This is a genomic window from Roseomonas alba, assembly GCF_019430885.1.
GTDB lineage: Bacteria > Pseudomonadota > Alphaproteobacteria > Acetobacterales > Acetobacteraceae > Neoroseomonas > Neoroseomonas alba.
The window spans coordinates 683,125-696,513 of sequence record NZ_JAHYBZ010000002.1; the positions used below are offsets into that span (position 1 = coordinate 683,125).

Annotated in this window: 12 protein-coding genes; 4 read left to right on the forward strand and 8 right to left on the reverse strand. The window is 68.8% G+C overall.

The genetic code is table 11. The features are described from left to right. Nucleotides 1-37: 37 nt before the first annotated feature. The 6 genes from KPL78_RS07695 to KPL78_RS07720 form a co-directional block, all read right to left on the reverse strand. Nucleotides 38-238, reverse strand: coding sequence for a hypothetical protein (locus KPL78_RS07695; protein WP_219762310.1), 201 nt, complete (start codon nt 236-238; stop codon nt 38-40). Continuing rightward, nucleotides 235-1,992: a flavin-containing monooxygenase gene (locus KPL78_RS07700; protein WP_219762311.1), complete on the reverse strand. Its 1,758-nt coding sequence runs from the start codon at nt 1,990-1,992 to the stop codon at nt 235-237. The genes KPL78_RS07695 and KPL78_RS07700 overlap by 4 nt, the downstream gene beginning before the upstream one ends. A 163-nt stretch (nt 1,993-2,155) precedes the next feature. Next, nucleotides 2,156-3,349 (reverse strand): Zn-dependent hydrolase, encoded by a 1,194-nt coding sequence (locus tag KPL78_RS07705; RefSeq protein ID WP_219762312.1) that lies wholly within the window; start codon nt 3,347-3,349, stop codon nt 2,156-2,158. 143 nt (nt 3,350-3,492) lie between these two features. Further along, nucleotides 3,493-4,437, reverse strand: a complete 945-nt coding sequence (locus tag KPL78_RS07710) for an N-carbamoyl-D-amino-acid hydrolase (protein WP_219762313.1) — start codon at nt 4,435-4,437, stop codon at nt 3,493-3,495. After that, nucleotides 4,434-4,724: a hypothetical protein gene (locus tag KPL78_RS07715; RefSeq protein ID WP_219762314.1), complete on the reverse strand. Its 291-nt coding sequence runs from the start codon at nt 4,722-4,724 to the stop codon at nt 4,434-4,436. The genes KPL78_RS07710 and KPL78_RS07715 overlap by 4 nt, the downstream gene beginning before the upstream one ends. Next, nucleotides 4,708-6,099 carry a dihydroorotase gene (locus tag KPL78_RS07720; RefSeq protein ID WP_219762315.1) on the reverse strand — a complete coding sequence of 464 codons (1,392 nt, stop codon included), beginning with the start codon at nt 6,097-6,099 and terminating at the stop codon, nt 4,708-4,710. Before KPL78_RS07720 ends, KPL78_RS07715 begins: the two co-directional genes overlap by 17 nt. Before the next feature lie 116 nt (nt 6,100-6,215). On the opposite strand from KPL78_RS07720, the gene KPL78_RS07725 reads away from it, so the two are divergent. Next, nucleotides 6,216-7,082, forward strand: a complete 867-nt coding sequence (locus tag KPL78_RS07725; RefSeq protein ID WP_219762316.1) for a phosphonopyruvate hydrolase — start codon at nt 6,216-6,218, stop codon at nt 7,080-7,082. 14 nt (nt 7,083-7,096) lie between these two features. On the opposite strand, the gene KPL78_RS07730 is transcribed toward KPL78_RS07725, so the two are convergent. Beyond that, the gene (locus tag KPL78_RS07730) at nt 7,097-8,284 is read right to left on the reverse strand and encodes a glycosyltransferase family 87 protein (protein ID WP_219762317.1); all 1,188 of its coding nucleotides are present in this window, start codon (nt 8,282-8,284) and stop codon (nt 7,097-7,099) included. 57 nt (nt 8,285-8,341) lie between these two features. Further along, nucleotides 8,342-9,244, reverse strand: a complete 903-nt coding sequence (locus KPL78_RS07735; RefSeq protein WP_255568785.1) for a LysR family transcriptional regulator — start codon at nt 9,242-9,244, stop codon at nt 8,342-8,344. Between the two features lie 110 nt (nt 9,245-9,354). Here KPL78_RS07735 and KPL78_RS07740 point away from each other — a divergent pair, with 110 nt between their 5' ends. The 3 genes from KPL78_RS07740 (at nt 9,355) to KPL78_RS07750 (ending at nt 13,350) form a co-directional block, all read left to right on the forward strand. Continuing rightward, complete coding sequence (locus KPL78_RS07740) at nt 9,355-10,881, forward strand: MmgE/PrpD family protein (RefSeq protein ID WP_219762319.1); 1,527 nt, start codon at nt 9,355-9,357, stop codon at nt 10,879-10,881. A 65-nt stretch (nt 10,882-10,946) separates the two neighbouring features. After that, the gene (locus KPL78_RS07745; RefSeq protein ID WP_219762320.1) at nt 10,947-12,080 is read left to right on the forward strand and encodes a bifunctional 2-methylcitrate synthase/citrate synthase; all 1,134 of its coding nucleotides are present in this window, start codon (nt 10,947-10,949) and stop codon (nt 12,078-12,080) included. 709 nt (nt 12,081-12,789) lie between these two features. Further along, nucleotides 12,790-13,350 carry a histone H1-like repetitive region-containing protein gene (locus tag KPL78_RS07750; protein ID WP_219762321.1) on the forward strand — a complete coding sequence of 187 codons (561 nt, stop codon included), beginning with the start codon at nt 12,790-12,792 and terminating at the stop codon, nt 13,348-13,350. Nucleotides 13,351-13,389 lie beyond the last annotated feature (39 nt).

Below are 13,389 nucleotides of genomic sequence, written 5' to 3' on the forward strand. Positions count from 1 at the left end.
ACGGCGACCCTATCGCGCTTTGCCGCAGTGCGGGAGGTCAGCGCGGCTCGATGATCGCCGCCCCATGCTTCATCCGCGCCCGGGCAGCGGCGGTCGCGAGCGCTTCCTCCCAGGCTTCCAGCATGAATTCGGCGAGGTCGTCCGCCGCCGCGCGCGTGCGCGCGATGCCGAGTGTCTCGCCGCGGACGGTCACCACGCGGAAATGGCCGGTCTCCTCGTCCTGCACCACCTCGATCATGCGACCATCCCCAGTTCCCGCGCCTTGATCTGCAGGGCCAGCACCTTCGAGTAGATGCGGCACTGTGCCAAGCCGCCGGCGTGGAACCACAGGCCCGTCTGGCCGGTGGGGCGCCACATCCCGTGGAGTTCCCCTTCCCCGTCGAAGCCCCAGACCTGGCCGACCCGGTCGGCGACCGCATCGCCGAACAGGCGCCGCGCCGCTGCTGCCTGACCCTCATAGCCGGTGGCGAGCACGATCAGGTCGGCAGGCTTCACGCTGCCATCCTTCATGATGGCGCCCTCGGAGCCGAAGCGGTCGATATCGGCGTAATGCATCAGCCTGACGCGGCCATCGATGATCATCGCCGAGCAGCCGGCATCGAAGTAATACCCGCCCCCGCGCGACTGATACATGATCTGCCAGCCGGTATCGTCCTCGCCGAAATTCAGCCGGAAGCCGCGCTTTTCCAGGCCTTCCAGCAAGGCACGGTCGGCATGGCGGTTCATCACCACCATGCGCTGATGCGCCCGCCGCATGACGGGATAGGGGAAGGAGGTGGCGAGGAGATCCTTGTCCTCGAAGGGAATGTCCTCGTCATAGAGGGCGTAGGGCGCCTGCGCCTCCTTCAGGCTGACCACCAGGGAAGGCCGGTTCTGGATGATCGTCACCTCGGCGGCACCCGAAACGACCAGATCCTGCGCGACGTCATGTCCCGAAGTGCCCGTGCCCAGCACGAGAACGCGCTTGCCCGCCCAGTCGAGCCCGCTGCCGTACTTCCCCGAATGCCGCACGGCGCCGCGGAAATCCTTCAGCCCCGGCAGGTCCGGCATGATCGGCGTGGTGGACACGCCATTCGCCATGACGATGTGGCGCGGCCGCATGCGGCGGACGCTGCCATCGGCGCGCTTCAGCGTGACGTCCCAGCATTGCCCGGCCTCGTCCCAGGACCCGCCGGTCAGTTCCGTGCCGGTCCAGACGTTCAGCTCCATGGCCTCAGCATAGAGCTCGAACCAGTTCGCCAGCATGTCCTTCGGGATGAAGACCGGGAAGGATTTCGGAAACGGCATGTAGGGCAGGTGATTGACCCGGGTCTCATTGTGCAGGGTCAGGGCGTGGTAGCGCTTGCGCCAGGAATCCCCGATGCGCGGGTCGCGATCCACCACCAACGTATCGACGCCGAGCAGCGATAGCCGCGCCGCCACCGACAGCCCTGCCTGCGCCGCGCCGACCACCAGCACGGCCGGGTCGTGATCCTCATAGGCGACGGCCCTCTTTCGGCGGTCGAGCCAGTTCTCGCCGCCGAAGTTCCGCTTCCAGTCCACATCCTGCCAACGCTTGCCGTTGGCCGGATCCTCATGGCCGCGGATCTCGTCGAGGGACGTCATCAGCGTCCAGGCGCGATGCGTGCCGTCCTCCGGGACGAGGCGCACCACGCCGGTGCAGGGACCGGTGGCGGTCTCGAAGGTGAAGATGGCCTCGATCGCCTCGGTACCCGCGCGGGTCACGCGGCGCGGCGGCGTGCGGTCGGCGGCGAGTTCGAACTCACGCGGCGTTGCCGCGCGTGCCAGGGGCAGGAGGCGTTGGGCGATCGCCTGGGCGCCTGACACGCAGCGCAGATCCCAGGTGAAGGCGAGCACGTCGCGCCAATGGCATTCCGTCGCGAAGAGCGCGGCGAGCGCATCCGGCGCCCCCCCGGCCAGTGCCTTTCCGAACTGGTCGATCCAGGCGGATGCCACGGAATCCAGCGTGCCGCCGGTCACGATGCCGTCCATGTTTCCTCCTCGGACGCCACTGATTGCAGCGCCCCATTGGCATCGAGTGTGGGCAAACCCCCCGCGAGGGGCAACCCGATCCCGGAGGAAGCCTGTCGTGCCGGCACACGGCCCGGCTCACGCCTGCGCGACCGGACGCTCTCGCCAGGCCGCGCGCACGCTGTCAGGCAAGCAGGCGCCGCGCGGCCTCAGCCAGCACTGCCATCCCCAGCACCAGATCCTCGCGCTTCGTATCCTCGGCCCAGTGATGGCTGATGCCGCCGATCGAGGGCACGAATAGCATCCCAACCGGCAGGACGCGCGCCAGGATCTGGCTGTCATGGATCGCCCCGCTCGGCATCGCCTGCCAGGCGCCGGGGCACAGCGCCTCGGCAGCGCCCTCGAAGGCGGCGAGGATCGCGGGATCACTGAGCGCGGCCTCGGAGCGGCCGATCTCCTCGATCACGGCGGGGCAGCGTTCGCGCCGGTTGCTCTCCTGCACAACGCGGCGCAGGCAGTCCTCCATACGGTCCATGACCTCGGATGAGAGATCGCGGAACGAGAAGACCAGTTCCGCCCGGCCCGGGATGATCATCGGAGCGTTGGGTTCGAGCGCGACGCGCCCGGTGGTCCAGACGCTGCGCTCGGCGCAGACGCGCGGGAATTCCTGGTCGATCATGCCGAGCAGCCGCACCGCTGTCAGCCCGGCATCCTTGCGTTCGCGCATGGTGGTGCCGCCGGTGTGGTCCTGCTGTCCGGTGACGATGATGCGGAACTGCCGGATGCCGACAATGCCGGTGACGACGCCGATGCGCAGCCCGGCATTCTCAAGCTGCGTGCCCTGCTCGATATGCATCTCCAACGCGCCCTTGTAGCGCGTCGGGTCGATGGTGATGCGCGGGCGGCCGGCGAGGCCGACTTCCTCGAGCTTCGGGCGCAGCGGCTCACCGGTGTGGCGGTTGCGTGCGGCGTCGATATCGGCATCGCTGAACGCCCCGATCAGGGAGCGGCTGCCGATGAAGTCACCCCAATGGGCTTCCTCATCGGCATAGGCGCAGACATCCACGGGCAGCCCCGCCCGCGCCAGTTCCAGCGCGCCGATGACGCCCAGCACGCCGTCCAGCCATCCGGCATGGTTCTGCGTCTCGATATGGCTGCCGGCGAGAAGATGCGGCCCCGGCCCCGGATGGCGGCCGAAGACATTGCCGATGCCGTCGATCGTCGCCTCAAGCCCGGCTTCCGCCATCCGGCCCGCCAGCCAGCGGCGGCTCTCCATGTCCTCCGCGCTGAAGGTCGGGCGATGCACACCGGTCCGGTAGGTGCCGATCCGGCGCGCCGTATCAAGATCCGCGAGGAAGCGGCCGGTATCGAGAGGCATTCGTCATCATCCTTGCCGTGCTGGCAGCACCATGCGGCGGTCCTGCCTGGAATGGCGCATCGCCGGCGTCGGAGATGCGGCAGCATGGCGCGACGGAACCGCCGCGCAGGATCGGGAGGAGCAACGCCCCGCCCGGCAACGGTTCAAGCCGGCGGCACCGCGCCGACCTGGTCCACGATCGCCCGATACCATTGCGGCCGGCGATGGGCGGCGAAGTTGAACATCTTCTCCTTGCCCTGCCGGCAGGCGTCGAGATCGGCCTCGGCGAAGATCACTTCGTCGCCGAGCGTCTTTGCCTCCGCGACCACCATGCCGTTCGGATCGACGATGACGGACCCGCCGATCAGCCCCGACCCGTCCTCATCGCCGGCCTTGGCCACCGACACGGCCCAGGTCGCATTCATATAGGCGTTGGCCTGCGCCGCGAGCGTCGAATGGAAGGTGCGGATCTTCGAATCCTCGGAGGTCCCGCCCATCGGGTCATAGGCGGCGGAGTTATAGCCGATCAGCATCAACTCCACGCCCTGCAGACCATAGACGCGCCAGCCTTCCGGCCAGCGGCGGTCGTTGCAGATCAGCATGCCCATGATCGCGCGGTGCCAGGATTCCGGGCCGCGGAAGGCCGGGAAGCCGAGATCGCCATACTCGAAGTAGCGCTTCTCCAGTTGCTGGAAGCGGTCGCCCACACGCGGCTCCACCGTGCCCGGCAGATGGATCTTGCGATACTTGCCGAGGATGGTCCCGTCCGGCCCGGTGGTGATGGAGGTGTTGAAGTGCTGCCCCTGCGGGGTCAGCTCGGCATAGCCGATATACATGCCGACCCCGAGTTCCTTGGCACGGTCGAACAGCGGTTGGGTGTTCGGACCGGGCATCTCGGTCTCGAAATAACTATCGACCTCGGCCTGGGTCTCGAACAGCCAGCGCGGGAAGAAGGTCGTCAGCGGCAGTTCGGGGAAGACGACGAGTTGCGCACCCTTCCCGGCCGCATCCTCCAGCAGCGCGATCATGCGGTCGAGGATCTGCTTCCGGCTGTCGGCCTTCTGGTTCGGCCCCATCTGGGCGCCGGCGAGGCGGAGGATACGCGTCATTTGAAGATGTCCCTGAAATCCTGAAGCGTGCCCCCGAAGGCCCGCCAGACGAGAATGGTGCCAAGGCAGATGCCGCCGCCGAGGGCAAGGCCGGGCAGCCCCTCCCGCAGCCCGGCCTGGGCAGCGAAGCTCGCGCCAAGCAGGCCGAGCACCAGCCCCACGGCGATGGCGATCATCGCCTGGGTGAAGCCGGGCTTCTGCCGCGGCGGCGGCGCGTCGCCGATGCGCGAGGGCTTCGGCGGACGCTTGATCCAATGGCCCTGCGGCCGTTCATTCTTCCCCGACATAGGTCCCGTTGTGCTGGCGGGGTACGAACCGGCCGGTGCCGGGCTTCGCCAGCACCTCCTTGCCGTCCCAGATGCAGGTGCCGCGCAGGAAGGTCGCGGCGACGCGCGCGGCCATGCGGCGGCCGTCATAGGGCGACCAGCGCGCATCCGGCTCGTCGCGGATCTCGGCGGCGTCGAAGGTGAAGTCGCCGGGTTCCATCACGACGAAATCGGCATCGGCGCCGATGCGGATCGCGCCCTTCTTCGGGAACAGCCCATGGAACTTCGCCGGCCGCTCGGCGCAGTACTTCGCCATCAGCGTCACCGGCAGGGACCGTTCCGCGAGCAGCGTGTACATCAGCGGTGCGAAGGATTGCATGCCGGTCAGGCCGGCACCCACCGTGAAGATGTCCCCCGTGTAGGTCTTCTTGTCCTTGGGCCAGGGCGCGTGGTCGGTCGAGACATAGGCGATCTTGCCGGCGGCGAAGGCATCCCACATGCGCGCCACTTCGTCGGCGGTGCGGAAGGGCGGGTTGCACTTGCCGAAGCCCTCGAGGCGGATGATGTCCTCCTCGGTCATGCAGAGATACTGGATGCAGGCCTCGCCGGACGCCTTGCCGCCCATGCGGCGGAATACCTCGGCGATCTCGAAGCCGCGCGCCAGGGACGAATGGGCGATGTGCACATGCGCGCCCGTCTCGAGGCCGATCTCGAAGATCTCCAGGTCGGCCATGGTCTCGCAGAGCGGCGGGCGGGTGCGGCAATGCCAGATCGGGGAGGTGTTGCCGGCGGCCTTCGCCTCCTCCGTCATGCGGACCACGATCTCCTGGTCCTCATTGTGGATGCCGACCATCAGGCCGGTCTTCGCGATCTCCCGGAAGGCGGCGACCATGGTCGGGTGGTCGATGCGCGGGAAGCGCACCGGGTCATACTCATATGTAGAGAGCTTGAAGGAGCAGACCCCCGCCTCGGCCAGGCCCGCGATGGCATCCACGCCGCCGGTCTTCAGGATGGTGCCGTAGAGCGCCATGTCGACATGGGACAGGCTGTTCACGACCTCGATCTTCTCGGCGAGGATCGAAGCGTCCGTGACCGGCCGCGGCACGTCATAGGGCATGTCGACGCAGGTGGTGACGCCGCCGGCTGCGGCCGAGATCGACGCCCCCTTGATCCCCGGCCAGCCGCGCGAGGAGGAGGTGTGCATGTGCCCATCCACCAGGCCCGGCAGGACGTAGCTGCCCGGGAAGGCGGTTTCCTCCTTGGCCGGCGGGCTGACCCCCTCCCCGATCGCGGCGATCACTTCCCCCCGGATGGCGACATAGCCATCGCGCAGCACGCGATCGGTCAGGACGATGTCGCCGCGGATCACGCGGTCAAAGGGGGCGGCGTCGGTCATGCAGGGGGACTCCCGGAAAATCGCGCCGCGGAAGCTAACGCCACCGGCGCCCGATGCCCACCCCGGCCCGGCTTGTCCGTCTTGATGGCGTGCCGGCGCCGATGGACCATCCCTGCATGGAAACGCCCGCCGCGCGGCTTCGCGCCCGCCTCGACCCCGCCCGCCCCGCCATCGCCATGTCGGCGCACAATGCGCTCTCGGCCAAGCTCGCCGCCGAGGCCGGCTTCGACTCCATCTGGGGCAGCGGCTTCGAGCTCTCGGCCGCGCATGCGGTGCCCGACGCCTCGATCCTGTCCTGGGAGACGCACCTCGCCGCCATGCGCGCGATGATCGAGGTGCAGGGCACCCCCGTCGTCGCGGATATCGATACCGGCAGCGGCAATGCGGTGAACGTCGCCTATCTCGCGCCGCGCTATGCCGCCGCCGGCGTCGCGGCGATGGTGATGGAGGACAAGACCTTCCCCAAGGATTCCTCCCTCCGTCCCGGCGGCCGGCAGGAACTCGTCCCGGTCGAGGAATTCCAGGGCAAGATCGAAGCGGCGCGCATCGCGAACGGCCCGCTGGTCATCGCGCGGACCGAGGCGCTGATCGCCGGCCTCGGCCAGGACGAGGCCCTGAGGCGCGGCAAGGCCTATGTCGAAGCCGGCGCAGACGCCGTGCTGATCCATTCCAAGCAGAAGACGCCCGACGAGATCCTCGCCTTCTGCCGCGCCTGGCCCGGCCGGGTGCCGCTGGTGCTGGTGCCGACCTCCTACCCGCAGCTTTCCTTCGCCGATGTCGCGGCGCTGGAGAAGGTCGGCCTGATCATCTGCGGCAACCACGCGATCCGCGCGGCGGTGGCCGCGATGCGCGACACCTTCGCGCGCATCCTGGCTGAGGGCGGAATTGCCGGGGTCGAATCCCGCATCGCCTCTGTGCAGGACATCTTCGCCCTGCAGGGCGACGACGCAATGCGGCAGATCGAGAAGCGCTTCCTGCGCTGAAGCCGCATCCTACTCTACTCTATGTAGGAGTGCTCACCGGCACGCTGCGTCACGGCATCCCGCCGAATGACGAGCGTCAGCAGGATCACCCAGGCGAGCGGCCCGGCGAAGAACGCCTTGCCGGCCAGCGCCACGCCCGGCAGCAGGCAGGCGACCATAGCAAGCGGCGCCTCGCCGGGGAGCCAGCCGCCCTGGCGCTGTGCCGCACGCGCAAGGAAGGCGACCGCCATACCAAGCAGCACCTGATCGTAGATCAGCACATAGGGGGTCACCAGCATCATCGCGCCAAAGGTCGCGACGGCGCGCAGTTCGGCCTGCGCGGACCCGTCGCGGCGCCAGAAGTGAACCGCGACACCGATGGCGAGGAGGGCCACGGCGATGTGCACGCCCCAGGCGACGACGCCCGGAACACCAAGCGAGCGCAGCGCCGTCTGGACGGCGTGGTAGAAGAAGACCGGCTGCCCGTCCGACATCGCCAGGGTGCCGACGGCATTCGACAGCGACTGCACGAAGGCCAGCCAGATGCCGCGGCCGAACACCATCTCGGTCAGCAGAACGCAACCGATGCTGCCCAGGCTCGCCGCGATGAAGGTGGTCCAGCGCCGTCCCAGCAACAGCAGCACAGGCAGGATGGCGCCGAATTGCGGCTTGTAGGTCAGCAGGGCGAGGCACAGCCCCGCCGCGACTGGCCGCCGGTCGAGCCAATGCATCGCAAGCCCCGCGAGCATCGCCGTCAGAAAGCCGTTCTGGCCCAGCATCGCGCAGAACAGCGCCGCCGGCGCCAGCAGTGCCAGCAGCAGGATGCGCCAATCCTGCGTCACCCGCCGCAGCGTCCAGATGAAGCCACCCGCCGTCACCAGCGTCCAGCACAGCCAGGCCCAGCCGTAGGGCAGCATCGCAATCGGCGTCACTACGAACAGGAAGCCCGGCGGGTTGCGCCAGAGCAGCGCGCCCGAGACGGGCCGGCCCATCAGCCGCTCGGCGAAATCGACGAACCACGCGCCATCATAAATCGCCATCGCCTGGCCCGCAGCCGCGGCGCGCCCGGCGGTCCAGAACACCGTGAAGTCGCCGATGAAGGCCGTGCCGCCACCGCCCGCCAGACCCAGCGCCTGGGCCAGCACCAGCGTCAGCGCGAGCAGATAGACCAGGGCGGCGACATCCGCCGCAACAAGGCGTCGCCCGCCTTCCTCACGCAGCATGCCGGTGCATCTCCTGCCCCCGGTGGCGGCCGCGACATCGCGCCTTGCCGGACCGCATCACGACAGGGGCGGGAACAGACGCCCGGCCAGCGCCAGCGCGAGCCGCACCGCCTCGCTCTCCCGCTCCGCGCTCCAGGCGAGCGCAACGCCAACGCCGCGCAGCGGCCCCGCCAGCATGCGGAAGCCCACGCCGGGTGGGTTCAGCCGCGCCATGCCCTCCGAGACGAGCGCGACGCCAAGCCCCGCCGCAACGAAGCCGAGCTGCGCCATGGCCGATCCGACCTCCCGCACCGCCACCGGCGCGAAGCCGGCGGCACGGCACGCCGCCGTCATCGCATCCGAATAGGCCGGGCTGATCGCGCGCGGCAGCACCAGCATCGGCTCATCCGCCAGCATCGCGAGGGGCAGCGGATCGGGCCCGGACAGCATCGCATGCCCCACCGGCAGCGCGACCACCAGGCGGTCCTCGCCGAGCGGGCGCAGCCGGATCGGCGCGACCTCGCGATCCGCGCGCAGCAGGGCGAGGTCCGCCTCGCCGCGGCGCAGCGCCTCCATCGCATCCGCCGTGTCCATCTCCCTCACGCTGATCGCCGCCTCGGGCCGCGCCGCCTGCATGGCGCGCACCAGCGGCGGCAGGTAGTCGAACAGCGCCGAGGTGACGCAGGCGACGGACACCGGCGCCGAACGGCCCGAGCGCAATTCCCGCGCGAGGGATTCGAGATCCGCTGCATCGCCCGCGACGCGCCGCGCCAGCGGCAGCAGCGCCTCCCCTTCCCGCGTCGGCCGCGCGCCCTTGCCCGTGCGCTCGAGCAGCCGCACGCCCAGCTCGCGCTCCAGCGCCTGGATCTGCGCCGTCAGCGGCGGCTGCGAGATGCCAAGCCGCGCTGCCGCCCGTCCGAAATGCCCTTCCTCCGCCACCGCGAGGAAATGCCCGAGGCGGCGCACCAGCCGGAAATCCATCACGATACGGAAATCCTATTGCGCCCCGCGGTCAATCGGATTGGACGATCACGCGATCCCGGAGCACAAGACGATCCGCTTTGCTCTTCTCTAAAGGGAGAACGCCGTCGATGAAGCTCCACCCCGTCAAGGTCCACCCGTCCAAGGCGCTGCTGAAGCGCGAGGACCAGCTCGCCTGGAAGATGGCCTCCGTCGCGACCGACAAGGTCGCGGTCGAGAAGGAGGTCCAGGAGATGATCATCAACCGGATCATCGACAACGCCTCGGTCGCCATCGCCGCGATCAACCGCCGCCCGGTCGTCTCGGCCCGCGGCATGGCGCTTGGCCACGCCAAGCGGGGCGGCGGCGCGCAGGTCATGGGCGTGAAGTCCGGCACGACGGTCTCGCCGGAATGGGCGGCCTGGGCGAACGGGACCGCCGTGCGTGAACTCGACATGCATGACACCTTCCTCGCCGCCGACTACTCGCATCCGGGGGACAACATCCCGCCGGTGCTCGCCGTCGCCCAGGCGATGGAGAAGTCGGGGCGCGACCTGATCCGGGGCCTCGCCACCGGCTACGAGCTGCAGATCGACCTGGTGCGCGCCATCTGCCTGCATGAGCACAAGGTCGACCACATCGCCCATCTCGGGCCCTCGGCGGCGGCCGGCATCGGCACGCTGCTGAAGCTGCCGCAGGAGGTGGTCTTCCAGTCCATCCAGCAGGCGCTGCACACCACCATCTCCTTCCGCCAGTCGCGCAAGGGCGAGATCTCGTCCTGGAAGGCCTATGCCCCGGCCCATGCCGGCAAGCTGGCGATCGAGGCGGTGGACCGCTGCATGCGCGGTGAGGGCGCGCCCTCCCCCATCTATGAGGGCGAGGATTCGGTCATTGCCTGGGTGCTGTCCGGCCGGTCGAACCGCGACGACGTCTATGGGCCCGTCTACTACCATGTGCCCCTGCCCGAGGCCGGCGAGCCGAAGCGCGCCATCCTGTCGAGCTACACCAAGGAGCACTCGGCGGAATACCAGTCCCAGGCCCTGATCGACCTCGCCTTCCGCATGCGCGAACAGATCGAGGATATGGAGGCGATCGAGAAGATCGTCATCCACACCTCCCACCACACCCACTACGTGATCGGGACCGGGGCGAACGATCCGCAGAAGATGGACCCGAAGGCGTCCCGCGAGACGCTCGACCACTCCATCATGTACATCTTCGCCGTCGCCCTGCAGGACGGGCGCTGGCACCATGTCGACAGCTATGCGCCGAAGCGCGCCGGCCGCGCCGACACCGTCCGCCTGTGGCACAAGATCGAGACCACCGAGGACCCGGAATGGACCCGCAAGTACCATTCCAAGGACCCCGACGAGCTCGCCTTCGGCGGCCGGGTCGAGATCTTCTTCAAGGATGGCGGCAAGCTGGTGGATGAACTGGGCGTCGCCAACGCCCACCCGAACGGCGCGCGGCCCTTCGCCCGGGCGCAGTACATCAACAAGTTCCGTACCCTGACGGACGGCATCATCTCCGCCCGTGAGTCGAACCGCTTCATCGAGGTGGTGCAGGACCTGCCGCGCCTGAAGGCCGGCGAGCTGAGCGCGCTGAATGTCGCCCTGCCGGCTGGCGGGCTGCTCGACAGCAAGCCCGGCATCTTCTGACCCGAGCGGGGCGGCGCGTCGCCGCCGCCCCCTCCCCCTTCCCGATCACCGCAACGAGGAAACCCATGACGGACACGCCTGACATCAAGAAGGGCCTGGTCGGCGTCTATGCCGACGAGTCCTCCATCTCCAAGGTGATGCCAGAGACCAACTCGCTGACCTATCGCGGCTATGCCGTGCAGGATCTCTGTGAGAACGCCTCCTTCGACGAGACCGCCTTCCTGCTGTGGAACGGGGAGCTGCCCTCGAAGGCCGAGCTCGCCGCCTTCCAGGCCGAGGAGAAGGCGAACCGGGCGCTGTCCCCCGCCCTGCTGCGGGTGATCGCCGAATTCCCCAAGGATGCGCACCCGATGGATGCGATCCGTTCCGCCGTCTCCTTCATGGGGATGGAGGATCCGGAGACCGCCGACATCTCCGACGCCGCCCAGCGGCGCAAGGCGATGCGCCTCCTCGCCAAGATCCCGACCGCGGTCGCCGCGGCGCACAGGGCCTCCAAGGGCCAGGCGCCGATCGCGCCGGACGCCTCGCTCTCCTTCGGCGCCAACTTCTTCAACATGGTGTTCGGGAAGGTGCCGCAGCCGGAGGTGCTGAGGGCCTTCGACGTCTCGATGATCCTCTACGCCGAGCACACCTTCAACGCCTCGACCTTCACTGCCCGGACGATCTGCTCGACCCAGGCGGACATGCATGGGGCGATCACCGGGGCGATCGCCGCGCTGAAGGGCCCGCTGCATGGCGGCGCCAATGAGGCGGTGATGCACATGCTGAAGGAGATCCCCTCCCCCGAGGCGGCGGCCGGCTGGCTGGAAGGCAAGTTCGACCACAAGGCGCTGGTGATGGGCTTCGGTCACCGGGTCTACAAGACCGGCGACAGCCGCGTCCCCACCATGAAGAAGTACGCGGAGATCATGGCCGAGGTGGTGGGCGACCGCCGCTGGATGAACACCTCCAACGTGCTCGCGCAGGTCATGCTGGAGCGGAAGAACATCCACCCGAACCTCGATTTCCCGGCGGGGCCTGCCTACTACCTGATGGGCTTCGACATCCCGCTCTTCACCCCGATCTTCGTGTGCTCCCGCATCACCGGCTGGGCGGCACATGTGCTGGAACAGGCGGCCGACAACCGGCTGATCCGCCCGCTCTCCTGGTACACGGGTCCGGAGCAGCGTCCCGTCGTGCCGCTGCCGCAGCGCGGCTGAGTGAACGCTCTTCCCGCCGCGTGCATGCAGCGCGGCGGGAAGAAAACGCGCGCGACGCCGATGCGTTGCACGCCGCGTCGAACGCCCCGACGCACATCCGGCGCGACAGCGGCGCCACACACCGCACATCGCGATGCACGTCGCGCGCATTTTGCGCACGTCGTCGTGCGGATTCTGTTGACACCGAATATGCGCGTGCAGATAGCGTGACACCGCGCGAATCATCTTGCGCGATTCGTCGACTTCGCTTTCTCGCACGTCGCTCCGCATCACTGCTCCGGACCGTCGTCTGCGAAGACCATCGACGCATCGGGAAGGGTGACCGCCGCAGCAGGGAAGGACGGTCGATGGACCGCGGACTCTTGGGACGGATGGCGTGCAAGCTCTTCCATCCCGCTTCGTCGGGAGACGCCACACTGGCGCCGCACTCCGGCGGAAGAGATATCGGAAGCGAGACGCGGCGGGGATTTGCCGCGATCGCCACGCTTCCGACGACCCGCATCCGCACGATTGCCCGAAAGTCGACGGAGCGCGCCACGGGATCCGCGCGCCTGACGCCGGCGCGTCCCGACCTGCTGTCCCCCCGGAGCCGTCGCGCCGATGCGCGCCGCACTCCACCCACCGGAACGCACGGAGACACCAGAACACCATGACCGACATCATCGAAACCGCTGAAGCCGAGGAAGGCCTGCGCGCCCAGCCGATGGCGATGGCCGCGGCGAAGAAGAAGGCGCCGGCGAAGCGCAAGCCCGCCGCCGCCAAGGCGAAGAAGCCGGCCGCGAAGAAGGCCGCTGCCAAGAAGCCGGCCGCGAAGAAGACCGTCGCCAAGAAGGCCGCGCCGAAGAAGGCCGCTGCCAAGAAGCCGGCCGCGAAGAAGACCGTCGCCAAGAAGGCCGCGCCGAAGAAGGCCGCTGCCAAGAAGCCGGCCGCGAAGAAGGCCGTCGCCAAGAAGGCCGCGCCGAAGAAGGCCGCTGCCAAGAAGCCGGTCGCCAAGAAGGCCGTCGCCAAGAAGGCCGCGCCGAAGAAGGCCGCTGCCAAGAAGCCGGTCGCCAAGAAGGCCATCGCCAAGAAGGCCGCTCCGAAGAAGGCCGCTGCCAGGAAGCCGGCCGCCAAGAAGGCCGCGCCTGCTCCGAAGAAGGCGGTCGTGAAGTCCGCAGCGCGCGTCGAGGCCGCGAAGAAGGCCGCGGCGACCCGCGCTGCGAAGAAGGCCGCCGCCGCCGCCGCCGCTGCGGCAGAGCCGGCGCCGGCCGCTGAGACCCCGATGGAATAAGACCGTCGCCGATCCCGGCGAGCGGGGCGTCGTCCGCAA

What these genes read in the sequence shown, in the direction of transcription:
- KPL78_RS07700 (WP_219762311.1), bottom strand. Translation starts at nt 1,992, where the DNA reads ATGGACGGCATCGTGACCGGCGGCACGCTGGATTCCGTGGCATCCGCC.
- KPL78_RS07730 (WP_219762317.1), bottom strand. Translation starts at nt 8,284, where the DNA reads ATGCTGCGTGAGGAAGGCGGGCGACGCCTTGTTGCGGCGGATGTCGCC.
- KPL78_RS07715 (WP_219762314.1), bottom strand. Translation starts at nt 4,724, where the DNA reads ATGTCGGGGAAGAATGAACGGCCGCAGGGCCATTGGATCAAGCGTCCG.
- KPL78_RS07745 (WP_219762320.1), top strand. Translation starts at nt 10,947, where the DNA reads ATGACGGACACGCCTGACATCAAGAAGGGCCTGGTCGGCGTCTATGCC.
- KPL78_RS07735 (WP_255568785.1), bottom strand. Translation starts at nt 9,244, where the DNA reads ATGGATTTCCGGCTGGTGCGCCGCCTCGGGCATTTCCTCGCGGTGGCG.
- KPL78_RS07750 (WP_219762321.1), top strand. Translation starts at nt 12,790, where the DNA reads ATGGCCGCGGCGAAGAAGAAGGCGCCGGCGAAGCGCAAGCCCGCCGCC.
- KPL78_RS07740 (WP_219762319.1), top strand. Translation starts at nt 9,355, where the DNA reads ATGAAGCTCCACCCCGTCAAGGTCCACCCGTCCAAGGCGCTGCTGAAG.
- KPL78_RS07720 (WP_219762315.1), bottom strand. Translation starts at nt 6,099, where the DNA reads ATGACCGACGCCGCCCCCTTTGACCGCGTGATCCGCGGCGACATCGTC.
- KPL78_RS07725 (WP_219762316.1), top strand. Translation starts at nt 6,216, where the DNA reads ATGGAAACGCCCGCCGCGCGGCTTCGCGCCCGCCTCGACCCCGCCCGC.
- KPL78_RS07705 (WP_219762312.1), bottom strand. Translation starts at nt 3,349, where the DNA reads ATGCCTCTCGATACCGGCCGCTTCCTCGCGGATCTTGATACGGCGCGC.
- KPL78_RS07695 (WP_219762310.1), bottom strand. Translation starts at nt 238, where the DNA reads ATGATCGAGGTGGTGCAGGACGAGGAGACCGGCCATTTCCGCGTGGTG.
- KPL78_RS07710 (WP_219762313.1), bottom strand. Translation starts at nt 4,437, where the DNA reads ATGACGCGTATCCTCCGCCTCGCCGGCGCCCAGATGGGGCCGAACCAG.